The organism is Paractinoplanes ferrugineus (assembly GCF_016862195.1).
Lineage (GTDB): Bacteria > Actinomycetota > Actinomycetes > Mycobacteriales > Micromonosporaceae > Actinoplanes > Actinoplanes ferrugineus.
In genome coordinates, this window is record NZ_BOMM01000041.1 from 31,629 (window position 1) to 51,841 (window position 20,213).

Consider the following 20,213-nt stretch of genomic DNA (forward strand, 5'->3'; position numbering starts at 1 on the left):
AGTCCGGTGCGCGCTGGGTGGATCATGAAAGTGCTTGATGGCGCAAAGACGACCTCGACAAGTACAGCCGTTGACTTTCCGTCATTTCGTAGCGCAGCCCACATCGTTCATAAGCATGAATGTCTGCCCACCTCTGACGTACAGTCACGCTGTGATCTTCTTCGAGGACGGCGACGGCCTGGAGCTGGCGGCCGACAAGCCGATCAGCGCGTGGCGTTACGCCACCACCCACATGACACTGCTCGTCGTGGCCGCGGTCCTCCTCATGGCCGGCGCGCTGACGCTGCTCATCTTCGCCCAGCCGCTGCTCCTCGCCGTCGCCGAGATCGCCGACTCCCTGCTGCGGCACGCCGACGGCTGACCGCCCCCGCCGCCTTCCGCCCCGGACGCGAACCCGGCCGCCGGCATGGCGGGACGGTCTGCCGGAATGACCGCCCTCGACCTCGCCGACGAGTCGCTCACCGGCCTGCTGGCCTGGTTCTCCCTGATCCACATCCCGGACGACGAGGTGCGCACGGTCCTGGCCGAGTTCCACCGCGTCCTCAGACCCGGCGGCGCCCTGCTGCTGGCGATCAAGGCCGGCGACAGCGTCCACCACAAGACCGAGGGGTACGGCGGTCACCCGATGAACCTCCACGTCCACCGCCGCCGCCCGGCCGCAGTCGTCGCCCGGCTGACCGAGGCCGGCTTCACCGCCGAGGCCGAACTGCTCCACCACCCCGAACCCGACACAACCGGCGCCTTCCTGTTCGCCCGCCGCTGACCACCTCGCCCCTCCCCGGCGCGGCGCGGCCTCCCCCCGCTCGCATGCCCTCCTCCCCGGCCCGGTGCGACCTTCCCCGCCCCCCGCACGTCCTCCCATCCGGCCCGCACGCCCTCGGCCCACACCGCGCACGGCCTCCCCCGGGGCACCCCCGGGGCGGCACATCTCAGCCCGTTGGCGTTTCGGCCGAACAGGTTGGTGCGGTCTGTCGGGTCCTGAGGGGGTTTGAGTGCGCCGGTTCCGGTTCACGATCAAGGTGCGGATCATCGCCTCCATGGTGGTGATGCTGGTTATCGCGATGAGTGCGGTGGTCTGGTACATCACCGCCCGGACCGCCGACGATGCGCGCGACACCGGTTTCGCCTATGCCGGTGAGGTTGCCCAGCGCAACGCCGCCGCGGTGCGACAGGTGGTGCTCGGGGGCCTCGGCACCGCGCAGGACCTGGCCCAGTCGATGCTCGCGGTGTCGTCGACCGACGGGAGCCGCAAGGTCGCCTCCGCCGAACTGCGCGCGGTGCTGACCGTGCACGACAACTACCTCGGTGTGTGGACCGGATGGGAACCCGACGCCTTCGACGGGCAGGACAACCGGTACAAAAAAGCGGAGGGCCATGACGGTACGGGCCGGTTCGTGCCGTACTGGTTCCGGGACGGCGACAAGATCAGTCTGTCTCCGCTCACCGACTACACCGTCGCGGGTACGGGCGACTACTACCAGGTGCCGAGGAATTCCGGCGCCGAGAAGGTGATCGAGCCGTACGCGTACAAAGTCGGTGGCACGGAGGTCCTGATGACCTCCCTGGCCGTGCCGATGGTCCGCGGCGGCAAGGCGGTCGGGGTGACCGGCCTCGACATGAAGCTGGACACCCTGCAGGCCATGGTCGACGGGATCAAGCCGTTCGGCACCGGCAGCGCCGTCCTGCTCAGCACGGCCGGAGCCGTGATCGGGGGCGGTGACCCCGCCCTGGCCGGCAAGGCGGCTCCGGCGGACGCCCTCGCCTTCGCGACGTCGGCGGTGCGGGCCGGCAAGAGCACCCAGCAAGTTTCCGAGCTGAACGGGGAGGAGACCCTCCGGATCGCCACGCCGGTCTCCCTGGGCAGCAGCGACACGTGGACCCTGATCGTCACGGTGCCGACCGCCACGATCCTGGCCGCCGCGAACACCACGCGGCACGTCAGCCTGCTCATCACCGTGGTGGCCGTACTCTTCGCCGCGGTGGTTGCCCTCTTCCTGGCCCGCACCATACTGCGGCCGATCGAGCGCCTGCGCGACCGGATGCGGGAGATCTCGCACGGCGACGGCGACCTGACCCAGCGGGTCTCGGTGACCCGCGACGACGAGGCCGGCCAGCTCGCCGACGCGTTCAACACGTTCGTCGAGAAGGTCGCGGTCACCATCCGCGGCATCGGCGAGTCGACCGGCCTGCTCTCGGCGGCGGCCCGCGACCTCAACTCGGTGAGCGCCCAGCTGCAGGCGGGTGCCGCGACCGCGTCCGACCGGGCGGTGTCCGCCCGCGCGGCCAGCGAGCAGGTCAACGCGGGCGTGCACTCGATCGCCGCCGGCGCCGAGCAGATGACCGCCTCGATCGGCGAGATCTCCACCAACGCCTCGCAGGCGGCGCAGGTGGCCAACCAGGCGATGCGGGTCGCCGAGCGCACCAACGAGCAGGTCGCCGAGCTGGGTGCGGCCAGCGCCGAGGTCAGCGAGGTGGTCCGGCTGATCAACGCGATCGCCGAGCAGACGAATCTGCTGGCCCTCAACGCGACGATCGAGGCGGCCCGCGCCGGGGACATGGGCAAGGGCTTCGCGGTGGTGGCGTCGGAGGTCAAGGATCTGGCGCAGGAGACGGCCAAGGCCACCGAGCAGATCACCGCCCGGATCGGCGCGATTCAGTTGTCGAGCGCGTCCGCGGCGGCGGCGATCGGCGAGATCGCGCAGGTCATCACGCAGATCGGCGACTACACCACGACGATCGCCTCGGCCGTCGAGGAGCAGACGGCGACGACCGCGGAGATGAGCCGTACGGTGACGGAGGCGGCCCAGAACAGCGGGGACGTCGCCACCACGATCACCGGGGTGGCCGACGTGGCGTCCTCGACCGCCGGCATCGCGGGCACGACCCAGCAGGCGGCGGCCAACTTGACGCAGTTGTCGAGCGACCTCACCGCGCTGGTCGGCGCCTTCCGCTGTTGAGGTGCACGACCCTTGATTTGGTAAATGGAACCGCGCTCCGTATCGTTGAAGCGGAACGACGCTCCGATTACTCTCAGGGGGTCCGATGACCAGGGTCAGCTTCGGCATCATGACGCCGCCGATGCAGGTCGGCTACGACGACATCGCGCGGGTCTGGCAGGAGGCCGACGAGGTGGCGGAGATCGAGCACGCGTGGCTGTTCGACCACCTGATGCCGATCGCCGGCGACCCGGACGGACCCGCCCTCGAGGGCTGGACCCTGCTGTCGGCGCTCGCCGCCCGGACGTCGCGACTCGACCTGGGTCTGCTCGTGACGAGCAATCGGGTGCGGCCGCCGGCGCTGCTCGCCAAGATCGCCACCACTGTCGACGTCGTCTCGCACGGCCGCATGGTGTTCGGCCTGGGCGTCGGGTCACGGCCGGGACACCCCCTGGCAAAGCGGGAGTACGACGCCCACGGCCTGCCCTTCGACGAGACACCGGTCGCCGTGGGCCGGTTCGCCGAGGCCTGCACAGTCATCAAACGGCTCTGGAGCGCCCCTGAACCGTTCGACTTCCACGGCGATTTCGTGCGGCTGACCGGCGCTTTCGGCAACCCGAAGCCGGTACGCAAGCCGCCGTTCCTGATCGCCGGTCGGTCGAACGCGGTGCTCCGCATCGCGGCCGAGCACGCCGACATCTGGAACATTCCGGGCGGCGAGAGCATGGCTGACATCCAGGCTCGCAGTGCCCGGCTGGATCGCTACTGCACCGAGATCGGCCGCGATCCCGCCGAGATCGTCCGCTCGTTCAACGTGCCGGTGTCCTACGAATCCCCCGCCACCACCCGCGACACGATCGCGGAGGCGGTCGGCGGCGGTTTCGGTCACATCGTGCTGAGCCTGCCCGCGCCCTACCCGCCCGGCGTAGCACGATGGGTCGCGCAGGAGCTGATCACGCCCATCCAGCCCGGAGGAGACCCCCGATGACCACCATCACCGACCAGACCTGGCAGACCCTGCGCGACCGGGCCCGCGAGGCGATGGCCAAGGCGTACGCCCCGTACTCGAACTTCCCGGTCGGCGCCGCCGCCCTGGTCGACGACGGGCGGATCGTCAGCGGTGCGAACATCGAGAACGCTTCCTACGGCCTGGGCCTGTGCGCGGAATGCTCGCTGCTCACCGACCTGGTCATGACCGGCGGCGGGACGCTGGTGGCCTTCGTGTGCGTCGACGGTGACGGGAACACGCTGATGCCGTGCGGTCGGTGCCGGCAGTTGCTCTTCGAGCACTCCGCCGAGGGCATGCTGCTGAACACCGTCAGCGGCGTCAAGACCATCGACGAGGTGCTGCCCGACGCGTTCGGCCCGCGCACGCTGCGCGCCTATCAGGACACCCACTGATCACGTCAGCTCGGTGAGCGGTTTCCCGGGCCGTACGTCGTGCCGGCCCGGTCGCGCTCCAGCCACCCGGTCTCGACCAGCATCCGGCGCACGCCCGCCACGTCGTCGGTGACCGCGGACAACCGGCCGTTGATCTCGGCCTCGGTGTGCGGGCCGTCGAGCGCGAGGAACCGCGCGAACAACTCGCCGACCTGGTGATAGCGCTCGCTCATGGTGGGCGGCAGGCTGCTCAGCCGGCCGTGCGCGAAGTTGCCGCGCAGCTGCGGGAAATCGGCCAGCAGGGGAGCGATCGGCTGGGCCCGGTCGACCGCCTGGGCCGCCTCGCGCAGCACCGACGCGTCGGCCCGGTAGACGCCGTTGCCCGTGCCGGTGGCCAGCCCGGCACCGGCGAGCCGGGCCAGCAGGTTGCCGGCCTCCTGGATCGGGACGTCGAGCGTGTAGGCCAGCTCGGCGAGGGTGGCGCCCTCCTGGCCCCGGCGCACGAGCTCGGCGAAGGCCGCGAGCCGGGCGGGGACGGCGAGCTGCGACAGGAATTCGGCGGCGCGGGCGGCATCGGCGGACATCCGCCCACCGTAGGGGGCCCGGCACGCCGGGTGCATCTGATTTCGTGACGCACCCGGCGCGGGACTTACGGTCGGAGATCGGCGATGAAGCCGGAAACCCAGGCCAGGGCCGAGTTCCAGTTGATCGCTTCCTCGTTGGTGGACCACGACTGGATGTCGTCGATGTAGCAGAACTGGCCGACGCACCCGGTCAGCTTGCCCTGCGCGAACGGGTCCTGGATGGACGAGTTCGGGCCACCGGCGAGGGTCCCGGCCGGCGGGTTGGGCAGTGCCGGGTCGAGCTCGTGGGCATACCACCGGCTGTGCTGGTTCTGCGAGCTGACCTCGCCGTAACCGGTCACGTAGGACTGGTTGAGCGCGTTGCGCCCCAGCACGTAGTCGAACCCGGTGAGCACGGCGTCGCGGAACGCCGGCCGGCCGGTGAGCCGGTAACCGGTGGCGAGCACCACGATGTTGTTCAGGATCGTGCTGTTCGACCCCCAGTCCCACGAGTTGTTGGTGGGCGCGTAGGGCACGCCGTACGCCTGGGCCTTGGCGATGGCCAGGTACTTCTCCGCCCCCTTGACCACCGACGCCTTGACCGCCGGCAGACCGGGCAGCCGGTTCGGCACCGTGGCCAGGTCGAGGCGGCCGGCCGCGGCCGTGGAGGCCCAGTCGAACGCACCCGGACCGAACACGTCAGCCGTGTGCTCCGGCGAAGCGAGCACGTCCTGCTGGTAGGAGCGCTCCCCGGTGGTCAGGTAGAGCTCGGCCGCCGCCCAGTAGAACTCGTCGCTGACCTTGGTGTCGTTGTAGGCACCGCCACCCACCCCGTCCGACTCGGGCGCGAGCAGGGCCGGGTTGGCCTTGGCCGCGGTGTAGGCGGTCTTGGCGGCCGCGAGGGCGCGCTTGGCGAAGGCCGGGTCGTAGGGCTGGTAGATCCGGGCGGCCTGCGCGGCCACGGCGGCGAGGTTGAGCGTCGCCGCGGTCGAGACCGGGTGCAGCTCGCGCGGCTGCGGGTCCTGGTCGGGCAGCAGCGGCAGGCCGGTCCACGCCTGGTCGTGGATCTTGTGGTGGACCATCCCGGCCAGCGGCTTACCGGCCGGCACCTGCATGCGGAGCAGGAAGTCGAGCTCCCAGCGGGCCTCGTCCAGGATGTCCGGGACGCGGTTGCCGCTCTCCGGGATCTTCAACGACACCGTACGGACGGCGTGCGACCGTTCGTACTCGCTGAGGATCTCCCACGTCGTGATGCCGCCGTTCACCACGTACTTGCCGTGGTCGCCGGCGTCGTACCAGCCGCCGCGTACGTCGAGGGTGTAGTCGCAGACGCCGGCCTGGCAGGGCACCTTGCCGTCACCCTGGTTGGGCGCCACGTCCACGTGTCCGGCCGCGCGGCCGTAACCCGGGCGCAGGGCGTCGTCGATCGCGATGCCGCTGCGCTGGGTGTAGTAGAACTTCAGCGCGTCGGCCCGCAACTTGTCGTAGGCCGCCGTCCCGATGTCGAAGGGCCGGCTGGTCTGGCCGTCCGCCACCACCGTGTAGCCGGTGCCCGGCCGGCGGTACCGGCCGAAGTCGATGGTCTGGACGTTCTGCCCGGACGACACGTCGACACCGCGCGGGGTCGAGGTGCCGCGAGCGACCGCCCGCCCGGCGGAGTCGAGCAGCTTCCAGGGCAGCGGTGTGGTGACGGTGGTGACGACGGTCGCCGTCTTCGGCCCGGCGGGCAGGTAGGCGACCTGGTTGACCCGCACGCGCGGGCCGGTGTCCGGCACGTACACCTCGGGCGGCACGCCGCCGACGAGCGAGACGTTGTCGAGGCAGAAGTGCCACGGATCGGCGCTGCCACCGAGCTGGAAACCCACCTGGCCCTGGGCCGTGTCGGCCGAGGCGGTGAACGTGGAGGAGTAGTGCGTCAGGCCGCCGAGGACCGGCGACTGCTCGAAATAGGTGTCGTAGGGCGAGACGGCCAGACCGACGATTGCTCGCACGACGTGGCCGGCGTCGCCGGACGCGTCGAAGCTGAATCGGTAGCTCTGGCCGGCGACCAGGGGCACATCGTTCTGCCCGATCGCCACATCCCAGCGGTTGGTCGTGCCGCCGGGTACGTCCACGCAGGCCTGCCCGCCGGTGAGCGTCATAGGCATGCCGGAGGTGGACCAGAAAGGATCGGTGGTGCCGTCGAATCCGCCGTTGCGGACCTGTTCGACCTCGTCGGCGAGGGCCGGGGCGGCCGCACCGCCGACGAGAAGAACGGTCAGGACAGCGACCGTTCGGGAGCGCTCCCATAGAGACATGTAAAGGATTGAATCGAGGTGTTGACCTGCTGTCAACGACCTGGAAACAGCGCGCTGCCGGCCGGAGCCCCCCGGCATGAGGGTTCCGACCGGCGGCGCCGCTGAATCAGTTGGTGAAGACGGCGGGTGAGCCGGCGACCGAGGTGTCGACGACCGGGGCGTACTTCGCGGTGAAGAAGCCGGCACCAGGGCAGGTGGCCGGGCCGGTCACCTTGGCGAACGCCTGGTTCACGAAGTTGATCGACTGGTCGGCGTTCGCCACGGTGCCGGTGATCGCGTTGCCGCCGGCCTGGAACACGCAGGTGACCGTGCCCAGCAGGGTGCCGAGCACCAGCGTGGTGCGGATCGGCGCGGCGTCGGTTCCGCTGACCGTGACCACGCCGTCGCTGCTGATCGTGGTGGCGAACGGCAGGTTGTTCACCTTGACGCTGGTGACCCTGGTGACGCCCAGGATGTTGGCCGTGCACGAGGCGAACGTGTGCGCCGTGGTCGACTGGGTGGCCACGCCGGGCGCGGCCGGGTTGTCGACGACCGTGGTGCTGAACGCCGACTCGGCGCACTTGACGCCGGTGCTGCCCCCGGACGCGGTGGCGAAGTCGGCGGTGGTGCCGGCCGCGACGGCGGCGTTGAGCACGTCACCGGTCGCGACGTCGGCACCGGCGGCACTGCCACTGGTGAGCACGGCGACCGGGTCGTCGGCGAGAGCCGGGCCGGCCGTCAGGGCCATTGCCAGCATCGAGACCGCGGCGACGGTGAGGCTGCGGGACGCACGCATGGGCGTTCTCCTTGCGATTGGGCAACTGCGGGACGGAGCACCCGGAACGGCCACCCGCGGGGGAATGCGGCAACCGGTCCGGATATTCGGGCGCCAAGGGTCGGCAATGGAAAATAGTGCGAACAAAAGCGACACTTGACGCTGTCGATGTATAGCCGTCCGAATCGGACTCGTCAAGCCACTTGACCACTTGCATACCGAGCGGTAACTTCGTGCGCTACATAGACTTCGACCATTGTCAAATGCCGTTGTCGATGACCGACAAATCGAATTCCCGATTTTGTTCACGAGCCACAACCAGGGAGTAATCCAATGACGAAACCGGACGACGTTGCCGCCGGCGGAGTCCGCTGGCGGAAGTTCGCCGGCATGCTCGCCTTCACCGGGGTGGCCGCCGGCGGTCTCATCGCGCTGACCGCCACCGGCGTTCTCGCCGCCAACTTCTCGATCTCCGGCATGCCGTTCGTGGTCGTCGCGGACGAGCTCAACGGTCAGGGGTTCGAGCAGTTCGCGACGCTGGACACGACCCGCGAGGACAACCCCAACCTGGCCGACGAGGGTGGGCAGAAGGTGCTCATCGTCTCCGCCATCAACACGGCGACGCTCACCAACCTGTGCCAGAGCGTGTCGCTCGGCGGGGCCTACCTGAAGATCACCGCCGGTGACGCCGGCACCCCGGTCTCGGCCAAGGCACTCGTCGTGGACTCCGACCAGATCAACGGTAACGCCGACTTCACCAACATCGAGGTCGGGGGCGACGCCGGATTGTTCGACAAGGTGAAGAACCCGAACACCGGCCAGCAGGTGACCGGCCCGGATTACGTATTCGGCCAGCAGGCCGACGCGGTCCAGATCAAGAATTTGCGGCAGAACAACTACGCGACCACGGCCGCCAAGTTCACCCTGCCGCACCTGCGTATGTCGTTCAGCGCGGACGGCTGCTGAACACAATGCGTCAACGCTCTGCCTTTTGGCATTGGCGGCACGCCCGCCCCTTCTGGGGCGGGCTGTTCGTCTTTCTGTCCGGTGCCGAGATCTTCCTGACGGTCTGGGCGCCGCTGCCGGTCATCGTGCACGTCGGCATGCAGGGCTTCATCGGCTACCTGCTGCCGATCCTGATCGCCGTGCTCGGCGTGCTGCTGCTGCTCAACCCGGCGCAGCACCTCTTCTACTCGCTGGTCGCGGCCGTGCTCACGCTCGCCTCGTGGCTGACGTCCAACCTGGGCGGCTTCATCGTCGGCCTGGTGCTGGGCGTGGTCGGCAGCGCCCTGGCATTCGCCTGGTCGCCCGACAAATACCGGGCCGAATACCCGGCCGAGCCCGAGCCCGAGCCGGAGGCGGAGCCGCCGGCCGAGAACACCGCCGGGCCAGGGCTCGACGACCTGATGGCGGGCGATCAGGCGGACGCGAGTCCCGGCGTCCAGCCCGACACGTCGCAGAGCCGGCCGCGCCACAGCCGGCCGTCACCCGGGGTGCTGTCCGGCGAGTAGATGCGCGTATTGCGCAGGTGGATGTACTTCGTCGGGGCCAGCAACGCGCTCATCTGGCGGTGGGTCACCTCACCGCCGGTGTCGCGCGCCCGGATCGCGTCGTGGGCGAGGTCCGACTGCTCCTTCATGTGCTCGGCCATGCCGGTGTAGAAGGCGTCGGAATAGTCGTTCATCTCGCTGACCTCGGCGAACCACTGCCACTGCGGGATCAGGTCACCGCTGACCAGCAGGCCGTGCACCGTCAACATCAACGGCACCCCGGGATCCACCGGCTTGATCAACCGGTCCATCTGAGCCACGTACGTGCCCAGGACGCTGTCCGGTTCGCTCCAGTCGGACCGGCTCGCCAGTGAATCGAGCAACGGATCGGACACCACACACCCCCGCGCGTCAGGCTCCCCGTGCCGACTTTAGGACAGTCGCACGGGGCGCCGGACGCAAACCGGATAACCGCCTCAGCGGTGCAGGTGATGTTTCCAGTCGGCGGGCACCGCGCCGGCCGGGCCGGGGGCGGGCTGGTCGGCCGGGTGGCTGTGGGCGGGTGCCAGCTGCGGACCGCTGCCGGCCTGTTCGGTCGAGAAGTCCCAGAACCAGTCCTCGCCCGGCTCGAAGGACTGGATGACCGGATGACCGGTGGCCTTCCAGTGGGCGGTGGCGTGCTGCGCCGGTGAGCTGTCGCAGCAGCCGACGTGGCCGCACTGCGCGCAGCGGCGCAGGTGGAACCACCAGCCACCGCCGTCGAGGCACTCCACGCAGCCGGTGCCGGACGGGGGGACGTCGGGCTGGATCGGGTCTTCGCTCGTCACAGGCGAAACCTACATTGGCTCGGTGACATCGGCGAACGTACCCCGCAAAGCGGTGACCGCGTCGTCCGCCGCGACCTGGAGTCCGACGCCGCGCACCCCGGCGCCGAGGTTGATCGTGCGGCCCCGGGTGAGCGCGTCGGCGATCACCGGCCACGCCGTCGCCGAGCCGAACGGGGTGATCGTGCCGCGCTCGTAACCGGTGGCCTGCTTCGCGGTGGCCGCGTCGGGCATCGAGAGCCGGTTGACGCCGAGCAGCGCGCGCAGCTTGGGCCAGGAGATCTGCCGATCACCCGGGACCAGCACGAAAACGTAGTCGTCGGCGGCCCGCCGCACCACGATGGTCTTGACGAGGTCGCGGATCTCGACACCCTGCGCGGCGGCGGCCTCGGCGACACTCGACACCGGTCCGTGCGCGAGAACCCGGTGGGCGACCCCGAGTTCGGCAGCGGCCTGTTCGGCTGGCGACGGCATGTGATCAACAATAACCGTCATACCGGCGGAGTACGTTTCACGTATGTCTGACAAGCCGGTTCTACAGCCCGGGCCGAACCACCCGATCACCATCACGCCCACGACCGGCCGGGTCGTGGTGACCGCCGGCGGCAAGGTCGTCGCCGACTCGCACAACGCCCTGACCCTGCAGGAGTCGACCTACCCGCCGGTGCAGTACATCCCGCTGGCCGACGTCGATCAAACCCTTCTGCGGCGTACGGAGACGGAGAGCTACTGCCCCTTCAAGGGCGACGCCAGTTACTACTCGATCCCGGCCGGCGGCGACAAGGCCGTCGACTCGGTGTGGGAATACCCCAAGCCGCACGACGCGGTGTCCGAGATCGCCGGTCACGTCGCGTTCTGGGACGGCCGGGTCGACTCCATCGAGGTCCAGGACCACTGAGGTCCCGCACGGTGACGGCCGCGGCGGTCCGCCGCGGCCCAGCCGGGGCACCGGCTCAGCGCAGGCACTGACCGCTGGTCAGCAGGGCGGCGACGGCCGGCTCCAGCCGGTGCGTGCGCAGTACCGCCCGCGCGTCGTCGACCAGCCCGCGCACCGGTGCGAGCCGGTCGCGGACGGCGAGCCGGGCCCGGTCCAGCCGGTCGGCGGGGGTCGGCGGGCTGAAGGTCGACTGCTCATATCCGAAACGGTTCAACCGGCTGCCGAACACCGCCTCGCAGCGTTCGATCTCGGCCGCCGTGAGCCGGTGCTGCCAGCTGCGCACCCGTTCGGTGGTGACGCTCTGGTGGGTGCGGGTGTGCCACGTCTTGTAACGCGGGACGGCCACCCGGGCCACCTCGTCCGGGTGGGCCATGGCCGGGTCGTAGTCCTCCCCGAGGAACTCGCACAGTCGGCGCAGCTGGGTCGGCGGGTCGGCGGTCAGATCCTCGTACCGGATCATGAAGTAGGTGTCCGGCGGACAGCGCCGGGCGGCGCGCAGCGACGCGTCCGCCGCCCGCGACCAGGCGGTGATGTGGTCGCCGAGGTCGGCCGAGCTCCACGGCGCCTCCTTGAGGGAGGCCACGCAGTCGCGCCCGTCGCGCATGATGTTGACGATCTGGGCGTCCGGGAACAACCGCAGCAGGGTGGGCAGGCTGCGCAGATAGGCCGGGCGCTTGTCGCCCCAGCGCGGCTTGCCGAACCGCTGCGCGTAGAGGCGGAACACGGTGCCCAGCGCCGAGCCGAGCGTGGGCGGGGCGGCCACGACCGCGTCGATCACCTGCTGCTCGGCCAGCCCCAGGTCGGCGAACTGCCGCGTACCGATCATCCAGCGGGCCAGTTCGGCGCGCCGCCCCGGATGGCGTAGGTCGCCGAACTCGTGTCGGCGCTGGTAGGCGGGCAGCACGAAGCGGTTCTCCGGGGGCAGCGCGATCCGCGGGTGGGCGTGCAGCATCAGCTGCAACATCGTGGTCCCCGAGCGGGGACAGCCGACGACGAAGATCGGGCGATCGGTGGGCAGGCGCACTCCGCCATCAAAGCAACGCACGCCGCATTACGGACGCAATCCCTCAAAGCTGTGTTTACAGCTTGATAACGGCCCGGAGGTCGTCCAACACCTCCGGAGCGACCTCGTACGGCGTGTAGAACGAGATCCGGTCGACCAGATCACCGAACCGGTCGCGCAGGCCCCGGCCGACGTCGCCGGCCACCGCGAACGTGTCCAGCACCTCGTCGGTGACCAGGGCGGTCATCTCGTCCCAGGCCTGCCGCCGGGACAGCCCGTTGAGCCGGTCGGCCAGCTCGCCCCAGCCGTGCAGTTCGAGCACGGGCCGGTAGGAAGGCGTGGACGCGTAGAACGCGATCTGCGCCTTGACCGCCTGCTCGGCCCGGGCGCGGGCGTTCTCGTCGGCGCCGGTCACGACGAACGCGGAGAGCCCGAGCCGGAAGCCGTCGAGGGAACCGCCGCGCGCCGCCCGCAGGATCGGCAAGGTGCGCTCACGCAGGTAGGCGGGGCTGGTCAACGGGTGCACCAGCATGCCGTCGGCGGCCCGGCCGGCCGCCGCGGTCATCCGCTCCCCCACCGCGGCGAGCAGGATCGGCGGATTACCGTACGGGTTGGGCCCGGGACTGAAGAAGTCGGTCATCAGCGTGTGGCGGTAGAACTCGCCCCGGAAGTTGAGCCGCTCCCCCGTCGCCCAGGCCGCCCAGATGGCGCGTACCGCCGCGACGAACTCCTCCAGGCGAGCGGCCGGCTTGCTCCACGGCATCGCGAAGCGCCGCTCGATGTGCGGCCGCACCTGCGAACCGAGCCCGAGCTGGAACCGCCCCCGGCTGACCAGTTGCACGTCGTTGGCCTGGATCGCGAGGGTCATCGGGTTGCGCGCGAGCGCCACCGCGATCCCCGACTGCAAAGTGATCGTCTGCGTCCGCCGAGCCGCCAGCAGCAGCGACCCGAAGACGTCGTGCCGGGTCTCCGCCGCCCCGAACCCGTCGTAGCCGGCGCGCTCGGCCTGAGCCGCCGCCTCTTCCACCTCGAGCGGCGACGCCGCCACCCCGGCCGCGAAGTCGACCAGCATCAGAAGTCGATCTGTTTGGATGAGTACGTCATAGCCAGGCACAATATCGTCCCCGCAGGTCGCGCCCACCGTCACGACGCGTCGTACGCGAGCCTTCCCCGCTGATCTTCGGATGACCGGGGCCCCGCACTTCAGATCCGCCCACCGAAGCCTTCCCGTCGCCGATGATCCCTGGGGCATCGACGCCCGGTCGCTGCGCTCGACACCTTGCCCGCAATCATCACGGCAGACCTACTAGATGAAGAGGTTGTGGGGTGTCACACCGGTACGAGCATTGGCGTATGCCCGTCGAGCAGCACCCCTTTGTCCTCTTCCTCGTCACCACGTTCGTCGCGATGATCAGTCCGGGGCCCCGCATGCTCTTTATCCTTGGTTGCGGGATGCTGGCGGCGCGCGCGCCGGGCTGTCGGCTACCGCAGGGTTTGCGACCAGCGAAATCGTGCACATCGGGTTGGCCGCCGTGGCCTGTCGGCGTTCTTCGCGGCAGCGCCGACGGCGTTTACCGCGATGCGCTTGGCCGGCGCCGGCTACCTCGTCTGTCTCGGCGTGCAGGCCATCCGTCACCGCGGGCACGAGCTTGTCGAACGGGCCGCCACGAGCATGTCGGGCCGGCGCGCGTTTCTCCGCGGCCTGCTGACGAACCTGGTGAACCCCGAAGATGATCACCTTCACGATGGCATTCCTGCCACAGTTCGTCGATCCCGGGCTGGGTCGGGTCTGGCTGCAGGTTCTCGTCCTCGGCACGGTCCTCATCGGGCTCGAGTTCCTGATCGACGGCACTGTAGGTCTGCTCGCGGGACGGATCGGGGACTGGCTTGGTCGTCGCCGGGCCGCGCGCCGTGTCGAAACGCCCCAGCCATCGAGGACCCCGGCGGTCGACCGGCGCCGGGGTTCACCGCCTTCCTGGGTCAGGCCGCACGCCAGCGGGGCTGCTTGTCACCCGACTTGAACGTGCACCGCATAGCTGTGCCCTTCGACGTGACCCCGCGGGCACCCTCCGGGGAGCAGAACGCGCCCGGGTGGACGGTGCCCGCTGTGGGCGCCTTGGTGGTGGGTCTCGGCTTGGGCCGCGTCGTCGTCGGTTTCGGCTTGGGCGCGCGGGTGGGTTGGGCGGTGGTCCTACGCGGCGTCGGCCTGGCTGTGGTGGGTTTGCCGGTGGTGGGCTCGGCTGCCGGCGCGACCGTTGCCGCCGCGGTGGTGGCGGGTGCAGCGGTGGTGGACTCAACCGTCGGGACGGACTCCGCCGCGGGGCTGCTGCTGGCCGGCAGGGCCACTGCCGGACGGGCCTGTTGGTCGGCTGCCTCTTTCGTCTTGCCCGGGTTGGGGTCTCCGACGATCAGGCCGAGGGTGACGAGCCCTCCGACACACAGCACGATCATTGCGGTGAACGTGATCAGCGCGATGCGCAGGGTGGATATCTTCTTCGGCGGGGGCGGTGGTGGTTGCCAGCCGAGCGGTGGGACAGGTGAGGACATCGCTTCAGGGTGCAGCTATCGGCGGGATGGGTCGATCATCCGTTCAGGTATCGACCGTTGATGATCGTCGGGAGGGTGGCGATGGCACACCGGTTGGGTGTGGCACATTCGGTCCTTCCAGGCGCCCGCTCGGGCGGTTGGCGGCGTGCGCATGAGCGAGGCGGCTCAGTCGAGTCGTGCGAGCAGGAATTCGACGGCCGCCACGTAGGGCGGCATTGTCGACGCTGTCGTCCCAGACGGTCTGCGGGAGCAGCCCTTGGTATATCGCGATGAGCACGCGGGCGAGCGCGGCGGCGTCGGTGTCCGGCGCCTGCCGGATGATGAACGCGGCGGCGGCTGTGCGTGCTTCGTCGACACCGCCACGGACGAGATCCCGGATTCGCGGTGATCGTACGGCCTCGGCCCAGGTCTGCACGCCGATCTGCCGGCGTTCGCGAGCGTCGGGGTCGCCGATGGAGCGCAACAGCGTCAAGTACGCCGGGACCGGGTTGTCGGCGAGGGCGGCTGACGTTGCTGATGCCAGTCCGAGACGATGGCCGCGATGATGTCGTCCTTGCCTGCGAGACAGCGGTAGGGCAGACCGGCGCTGACTCCGGACTCCGTGACGATGTCCTGCATCGACGTGCGGTGGAATCCGTGCCGGGCGAAGCAGGCCGCGGCGGCGGCGAGGATCTGTTGCCGCCGTCGGGCGCGGTGCGCATCACTGACCTTGGGCATGCTTGACCTCCGCCTGCGCGATGGTAGAACTCGGCGGTCGGCTCGAGCGCGGACCGGCTTCCCAGATGACGACGGTGGGCGCAGCGGTGACGACGGTCGGCGCAGCGGTGTCGAGCGCCGCCGCAGGCAATTCTTGCCGGCTCGGATCGACTGGCCCGAAGCGCACATGAGCGCGCCGGTCGGCCCGGATCCGTGCCTTCACCACGCGCATCTTCGCTTGCTGCGTGGCCGGGTGGTCGGTCTCCACCACCGGCGTGGTGGCCAGGGCAGGCAGCCGGTAGGCGCGGTTGTCGTACCCGGCGCCGAGCAGGACCACCCGGGTGGCGCCGGCGGCGACCGCGTCGAGGACCAGGTCGTCGATGAGCCGGGTACGCACGATCGCGGAGGCGCGCGGGCGGGCCGGCCACCGCGGCAGGAACCACGCGGCGTACCGGTCGTCGAACAGACGCCCGGTGCGGCGTGTCGGCTCAAGAGCGCGGAAAACGCCACGTGGGCTGCGGTGTAACCGGCCTGATCGCGCATCCCCGCACGCCGATGAATGAACGTCCACTTTTCTGGCGAATCCTGGCGCGGTCACCACTCCCCTTAACCGTCGTTCAGTGCTTAACATCCGCTAAGGTGTGCGTAGCTCCTCGATCAGGCAGCTCCCCCGCGCCATTTCGGCCAACCCGCCGTGCGCACCCGCTCAGTTCCGCCTGACCAGGAGTTTCCTCATGTCTCAGTTCGCCGTTCACCCCGCGCTGCCCGCCCAACGCCTCACCGGTGTCGCCAGCTCGCCCGTGCGTGACCTGCTCGCCCTGATCGACCGCCCGGACGTGATCTCGTTCGCCGGCGGTCTGCCCGCACCCGAGCTCTTCGACGTCGACGGGATGCGGGCCGCCTTCGACCACGTGCTGTCCTCCCCCGGCGGACGGCGTCACCTGCAATACGCGCCGACCGAGGGCAACCCCGATCTGCGTACGCTGGTGGCCGCCCGGATGACCGCCCGCGGCCTGCCCACCTCGGCCGCCGACCTGCTGGTCACCACCGGTTCGCAGCAGGCCCTCACCCTGATCGCGGCCGCCCTGCTCGACCCGGGTGACGTCGTCGCCGCCGAGGAACCGACATATCTGGCCGCCCTGCAATGCTTCCAGCTGGCCGGCTGCCGCATCGTGACCGTCCCGTCCGACGACTCCGGAATCGACCCGGCCGCGCTCGCCGACGTGCTCGCCACCGCCCGGCCCAAGCTGCTCTACCTCGTGCCGACCTTCGCCAACCCGACCGGCCGCACCCTCCCGGTCGCCCGGCGGGCCGAGATCGCCTCGCTCGCGGCGGCCCACGGCATGTGGGTGGTCGAGGACGACCCGTACGGCGAACTCCGGTACCGCGGTGAGCCGGTCGCCGCCCTCGCGGCCCAGCCCGACGCCGGCGACCGGGTCCTCCACCTCGGCAGCTTCTCCAAGATCGCGGTGCCCGGCCTGCGGCTCGGCTGGGTGCGCACGCCCGCCACGCTGCGCCCGGCCCTGACCGTCGCCAAGCAGGCGGCCGACCTGCACACCTCCACGATCGACCAGGCCGCCGCCGCGGCGTGGCTCGAGGCCACCGACATGACCGCGCACGTCGCCGGCCTGCGGGACGCCTACCGCGCCCGGCGGGACGCGATGATGGCCGCCATGCCGTCGACCGCGCCGGCCGGCAGCACCTGGACCGACCCGGACGGCGGCATGTTCACCTGGGTGCGCCTGCCCGGCGAGGTCGACACGGCCACGATGCTGCCGGCCGCCCTCGCCCGCGACGTCGCCTTCGTGCCGGGCGCGCCGTTCTACGCCGGGCCGCCCGACACCGCGACCATGCGGCTGTCGTTCACCACCCATACCCCGGCCGAGATCACCGAAGGCATGGGACGGCTGGCCACAGTCCTCAGGACGCCTGCTTCCTGATCCACGAGACGCAGGCCTTGTCCACGGTCGCGAACGGCACCCCGTACGCGTCCCGGGAGGCCTGGTCGTAGCTGTTGTCCTCGGTGAGAACCAGCCGCACAAAGGTGAACAGCTTCGTCTCGCCGTACTTCGCCGCCATGCAGTCGGCCGCCCAGTGGCTCAACCCGTAGAACGCGTCACCCGCCCGCGCCGGGGCTTTCGGCCCCGGCCGGACCGGCACGATGGATTTCGGGGCGGCCCGGTCGAACTGCCATTTCACGCTGTACTTCCGGAAACTGCCGGCGGCACCCTTCGGTTTCCACCCGATGTATTCGGCGATGCCCTCACTGAGCCAGGTGTCCTCGACCGCGTCCATCTGAAAGGCGCCGGTCAACGTCACCACATGCCCGAGCTCGTGCTGCACGGTGGTCCGCAGCGTCAACGCGTCGTCCATCTCCGACATCCGCACGATGACGTCGATCCCGCGCCGGTTGAGCGGCATCGCCAGTCCGATCGCCCATTCGTCGGGCTCCCCGCCGTACCAGGATTTCCACTGCTTCTCGCCGGCCAGAAAAATGCGGTAGTCCCGCTGCGGGGTCCCGTTCAGCGCCGCATAGCGGTCGGCGACCACCGCCGCCTGCTCGGCCACCGGCAGCACCACCGGCAGATATTTCTCCTGCCCCGTGGCCGCCGCGACGACGACCCGTTTGCCGGTGGCGAACACCAGGTCGGTGCTCTCCCACGGCAACGGCTGATGGAAATCCGGATTCGGCGACGCACCGAGCGCGCTGATCACGAATCTACCGCCGACCGGCCGCATGGTGACCGTCTGCGAGATGTGCGGCGGCTTCGCCCATTCGGTGGCCGCGTCCGCCGGGCACATCTGCTCCCCGAAGCAGTAGAGCGATTCGACCCGGATCGAAAGCGCCGTCGCATCGCCCTTGACGGCCCGGCCCAGCCCCGGCTCGTACTCGAATCGCGTCACCCCCAGTCCGCGCAGATTCCGGAATAGACCGCGGTATTTCGCCACCAGCGGTGCCTTGCTCGCATCGACCGCCGCGAGCCACCCGCTCTCATCCCCGGCCAGAAGCGCTTTCGCCTGCGCCTCGAGAACCGCCACGGCCCGGTCATAGGGCGTCGCCGGCTCGGCACCGGACGATGCCGGCGGCACGCTGGGCGCCGCTATCGCCGCGCCTTTCGGCTGCGGCTTGAGCAGAACAACCCCGAGCACGAGTACGCCGAGAGCCGCCACGACCGCGACGCCGCCCTTCACCCACCGCCGGGCGCGCACCCCCTCGACATCTCCCCTGCCATCTCCCTCGCCGGCCCCGACGGTCCCGCTGGCCAGATCCGCGTCCGTAGCGGCCTCTCCCACAGCCGCCGCCTGCGTCCCAGCCGCAACCCCCGAAGCCGGCACGATCTCCCCCGGCCCGTTTTCCCGGGCGCCCGCCGGGCCCTCGTCCGCGACCTGGGCGGACGGCACGCTCGCAGCCGCGACCGGGGCGGGCCGGTCGGGTTCGAGGGTGTCGTGGCCGGGCTGACGCTGGGCCGGGATCCCGGAAGCAGCTGCCTCCTCCGGCGACGGGGGCGGCGGGGGCGCGGGCGGGGGCGGGGAGACGTCGGGTTGGTCGGGCATGGCGTCTCCTCGGTACGGGTCGGATGCGTGGATCTAACCAACCTCCGATCGACAACGGTCACACGGGTGGCATCCCGCTCGCCTGGTCGCACCGTAATTGGATCCGAACCAGGGGTGCCGATCCAGTGTGCTGAGTCGGTAAGGTGCGCTCCCATGACGGATCGGATGCTCGTCGTGGGGGCGAGCGGCCACCTGGGCCGCAAGGTCGCCGCCCGCGCCATGGCGGCCGGCTGGATGGTCGTCGGCACCTGCTTCAGCTCCGCGGGCGAACTGGGCGAGTTACGCCTCGACATCCGCGACCCGGCCGCCGTCCGTGAACTGATGCGCCGCGTCTTCCCCAGCGTCGTCATCCACGCCGCCGCGGGCCGCGAGGACTGGCGGGTGATCGCCGACGGCGCCGCCCACGTCGCGGTGGCGGCCTACTCGGTCGGCGCGCGCATGGTGCACATGTCGAGCGAGGCCGTCTTCTCCGGACGCGACGTCCACTACGACGAGTCCGCCCAACCGGACCCCATTTATCGGTACGGCGCGGCGAAAGCAGCCGCCGAGACAGCCGTACGAGCGATCGACCCCACCGCCGCCGTGGTCCGTACCTCGCTGATCGTCGGTGACGGCCGAGGCGCCCACGAGACCCTGACCCACAACCTGATCGCCGGGCGCAGCACCGGCATGCTCTTCACCGACCAGATCCGCAAGCCGATCCACGTCGACGACCTGGCCGACGCCCTCCTGGAACTGGCCGCCAACGACTACCACGGCATCCTCAACCTGGCCGGCCCCGACCCGATCAGCCGCTACGACCTCGGCGTCCTGGTCGCCGAACGAGACGGCCTGGACCCGTCCCTGATCCCGTCCGGCCGGGCCGCCGACATGGGCGTGACCGTCCCCGCCGACATCCGCCTGACCACCGACCTCGCGGAGTCCCTGCTGCGCACCCGCCTGCGCGGCGTGACCGACTTCATGGCCGGCGACTCCGTAGGCGTCTGAACTCCGACCCGCCTTCCGCCCGGCCCGCGCGACTGGGCCACCCCTGAACCCGCGCCTCCACCGCGAACTTGCCGGTCCCCGGGGCCGTGCGCCGGACCGGCGAACCGCCCGGCGACGGCGGGCGCGACCAGGATCGGGTCCCTGGCCGGATCGCACCGCGAATCGAACCAGCGCGCGCGTCGGTCCAACCCAGCCCGGCCCGGCGGTCAGCCCCGCCCGAGATCAAATCCAGCAACCCGCAGCC

23 protein-coding genes and 1 pseudogene are annotated in these 20,213 nt (G+C 70.3%); 11 read left to right on the top strand and 13 right to left on the bottom strand.

Annotation, left to right across the window (positions count from 1 at the left end; translation table 11 throughout):
• Positions 1-151: 151 nt before the first annotated feature.
• From Afe05nite_RS23015 to Afe05nite_RS23035, 5 genes are all read left to right on the top strand, one after another.
• Entirely contained in the window at positions 152-361 is a 210-nt protein-coding gene (locus Afe05nite_RS23015) for a hypothetical protein (protein ID WP_203819240.1), read from the top strand.
• A gap of 66 nt (positions 362-427) precedes the next feature.
• On the top strand, positions 428-763 hold the full coding sequence (locus tag Afe05nite_RS23020) for a class I SAM-dependent methyltransferase (protein ID WP_239118119.1): 336 nt from the start codon (positions 428-430) through the stop codon (positions 761-763).
• A 229-nt stretch (positions 764-992) separates the two neighbouring features.
• Complete coding sequence (locus Afe05nite_RS43965) at positions 993-2,957, top strand: methyl-accepting chemotaxis protein (protein ID WP_239118120.1); 1,965 nt, start codon at positions 993-995, stop codon at positions 2,955-2,957.
• 85 nt (positions 2,958-3,042) lie between these two features.
• Positions 3,043-3,924, top strand: coding sequence for an LLM class flavin-dependent oxidoreductase (locus Afe05nite_RS23030; protein ID WP_203819242.1), 882 nt, complete (start codon positions 3,043-3,045; stop codon positions 3,922-3,924).
• Positions 3,921-4,337, top strand: a complete 417-nt coding sequence (locus Afe05nite_RS23035; RefSeq protein WP_203819243.1) for a cytidine deaminase — start codon at positions 3,921-3,923, stop codon at positions 4,335-4,337. The genes Afe05nite_RS23030 and Afe05nite_RS23035 overlap by 4 nt, the downstream gene beginning before the upstream one ends.
• 5 nt (positions 4,338-4,342) lie before the next feature.
• Here the strand turns inward: Afe05nite_RS23035 and Afe05nite_RS23040 are convergent, their stop codons facing one another.
• From Afe05nite_RS23040 to Afe05nite_RS23050, 3 genes are all read right to left on the bottom strand, one after another.
• Entirely contained in the window at positions 4,343-4,900 is a 558-nt protein-coding gene (locus Afe05nite_RS23040) for a DUF2087 domain-containing protein (RefSeq protein ID WP_203819244.1), read from the bottom strand.
• Between the two features lie 65 nt (positions 4,901-4,965).
• Positions 4,966-7,176: a glycoside hydrolase family 9 protein gene (locus Afe05nite_RS23045; RefSeq protein ID WP_203819245.1), complete on the bottom strand. Its 2,211-nt coding sequence runs from the start codon at positions 7,174-7,176 to the stop codon at positions 4,966-4,968.
• 106 nt (positions 7,177-7,282) lie between these two features.
• A complete protein-coding gene (locus tag Afe05nite_RS23050) occupies positions 7,283-7,951 on the bottom strand; it encodes a Tat pathway signal sequence domain protein (RefSeq protein ID WP_203819246.1) in 669 nt (222 codons plus the stop codon).
• Positions 7,952-8,263: 312 nt separating this feature from the next.
• Between Afe05nite_RS23050 and Afe05nite_RS23055 the strand changes: the two genes are divergently transcribed.
• Positions 8,264-8,896 (top strand): DUF6230 family protein, encoded by a 633-nt coding sequence (locus tag Afe05nite_RS23055; RefSeq protein ID WP_203819247.1) that lies wholly within the window; start codon positions 8,264-8,266, stop codon positions 8,894-8,896.
• 5 nt (positions 8,897-8,901) lie between these two features.
• Positions 8,902-9,441 (top strand): DUF6114 domain-containing protein, encoded by a 540-nt coding sequence (locus tag Afe05nite_RS23060; RefSeq protein WP_203819248.1) that lies wholly within the window; start codon positions 8,902-8,904, stop codon positions 9,439-9,441.
• Here the strand turns inward: Afe05nite_RS23060 and Afe05nite_RS23065 are convergent.
• The 3 genes from Afe05nite_RS23065 to Afe05nite_RS23075 form a co-directional block, all read right to left on the bottom strand.
• Positions 9,348-9,815, bottom strand: a complete 468-nt coding sequence (locus Afe05nite_RS23065) for a GvpU-like protein (protein WP_203819249.1) — start codon at positions 9,813-9,815, stop codon at positions 9,348-9,350. The two genes, Afe05nite_RS23060 and Afe05nite_RS23065, sit on opposite strands and share 94 nt — an antisense overlap.
• Positions 9,816-9,896: 81 nt before the next feature.
• Complete coding sequence (locus tag Afe05nite_RS23070) at positions 9,897-10,247, bottom strand: UBP-type zinc finger domain-containing protein (protein ID WP_203819250.1); 351 nt, start codon at positions 10,245-10,247, stop codon at positions 9,897-9,899.
• A 9-nt stretch (positions 10,248-10,256) separates the two neighbouring features.
• On the bottom strand, positions 10,257-10,718 hold the full coding sequence (locus Afe05nite_RS23075) for an aminoacyl-tRNA deacylase (RefSeq protein ID WP_203819251.1): 462 nt from the start codon (positions 10,716-10,718) through the stop codon (positions 10,257-10,259).
• 43 nt (positions 10,719-10,761) lie between these two features.
• On the opposite strand from Afe05nite_RS23075, the gene Afe05nite_RS23080 reads away from it, so the two are divergent.
• Entirely contained in the window at positions 10,762-11,142 is a 381-nt protein-coding gene (locus tag Afe05nite_RS23080) for a DUF427 domain-containing protein (RefSeq protein ID WP_203819252.1), read from the top strand.
• 55 nt (positions 11,143-11,197) lie between these two features.
• Here Afe05nite_RS23080 and Afe05nite_RS23085 read toward each other — a convergent pair whose 3' ends face one another.
• Both Afe05nite_RS23085 and Afe05nite_RS23090 read right to left on the bottom strand, forming a co-directional pair.
• Complete coding sequence (locus Afe05nite_RS23085; protein WP_239118121.1) at positions 11,198-12,205, bottom strand: sulfotransferase family protein; 1,008 nt, start codon at positions 12,203-12,205, stop codon at positions 11,198-11,200.
• A gap of 55 nt (positions 12,206-12,260) precedes the next feature.
• Positions 12,261-13,256, bottom strand: coding sequence for a TIGR03617 family F420-dependent LLM class oxidoreductase (locus tag Afe05nite_RS23090; protein WP_203819253.1), 996 nt, complete (start codon positions 13,254-13,256; stop codon positions 12,261-12,263).
• A 507-nt stretch (positions 13,257-13,763) separates the two neighbouring features.
• Here Afe05nite_RS23090 and Afe05nite_RS44955 point away from each other — a divergent pair.
• Positions 13,764-13,853 (top strand): annotated as a pseudogene (locus Afe05nite_RS44955) (hypothetical protein); the annotation flags it as partial.
• Positions 13,854-14,164: 311 nt separating this feature from the next.
• On the opposite strand, the gene Afe05nite_RS43975 reads toward Afe05nite_RS44955, so the two are convergent.
• Genes Afe05nite_RS43975 through Afe05nite_RS44635 form a run of 4 tightly spaced genes read right to left on the bottom strand, consistent with a single transcriptional unit; the run spans position 14,165 to position 16,058 of the window.
• Complete coding sequence (locus Afe05nite_RS43975; RefSeq protein WP_239118124.1) at positions 14,165-14,731, bottom strand: hypothetical protein; 567 nt, start codon at positions 14,729-14,731, stop codon at positions 14,165-14,167.
• Between the two features lie 43 nt (positions 14,732-14,774).
• Entirely contained in the window at positions 14,775-15,203 is a 429-nt protein-coding gene (locus Afe05nite_RS23100; RefSeq protein ID WP_203819255.1) for a TetR family transcriptional regulator C-terminal domain-containing protein, read from the bottom strand.
• On the bottom strand, positions 15,200-15,448 hold the full coding sequence (locus Afe05nite_RS23105; RefSeq protein WP_203819256.1) for a TetR/AcrR family transcriptional regulator: 249 nt from the start codon (positions 15,446-15,448) through the stop codon (positions 15,200-15,202). The genes Afe05nite_RS23100 and Afe05nite_RS23105 overlap by 4 nt, the downstream gene beginning before the upstream one ends.
• Positions 15,432-16,058 (bottom strand): class I SAM-dependent methyltransferase, encoded by a 627-nt coding sequence (locus Afe05nite_RS44635; protein ID WP_203819257.1) that lies wholly within the window; start codon positions 16,056-16,058, stop codon positions 15,432-15,434. The genes Afe05nite_RS23105 and Afe05nite_RS44635 overlap by 17 nt, the downstream gene beginning before the upstream one ends.
• 103 nt (positions 16,059-16,161) lie before the next feature.
• Here Afe05nite_RS44635 and Afe05nite_RS23115 point away from each other — a divergent pair, with 103 nt between their 5' ends.
• A complete protein-coding gene (locus Afe05nite_RS23115) occupies positions 16,162-17,367 on the top strand; it encodes an aminotransferase-like domain-containing protein (protein WP_203819258.1) in 1,206 nt (401 codons plus the stop codon).
• On the opposite strand, the gene Afe05nite_RS23120 is transcribed toward Afe05nite_RS23115, so the two are convergent.
• Positions 17,348-18,982 carry a hypothetical protein gene (locus tag Afe05nite_RS23120; RefSeq protein WP_203819259.1) on the bottom strand — a complete coding sequence of 545 codons (1,635 nt, stop codon included), beginning with the start codon at positions 18,980-18,982 and terminating at the stop codon, positions 17,348-17,350. The two genes, Afe05nite_RS23115 and Afe05nite_RS23120, sit on opposite strands and share 20 nt — an antisense overlap.
• A 153-nt stretch (positions 18,983-19,135) precedes the next feature.
• Here Afe05nite_RS23120 and Afe05nite_RS23125 point away from each other — a divergent pair, with 153 nt between their 5' ends.
• Positions 19,136-19,969 carry an SDR family oxidoreductase gene (locus tag Afe05nite_RS23125; protein ID WP_203819260.1) on the top strand — a complete coding sequence of 278 codons (834 nt, stop codon included), beginning with the start codon at positions 19,136-19,138 and terminating at the stop codon, positions 19,967-19,969.
• Positions 19,970-20,213: the final 244 nt, after the last annotated feature.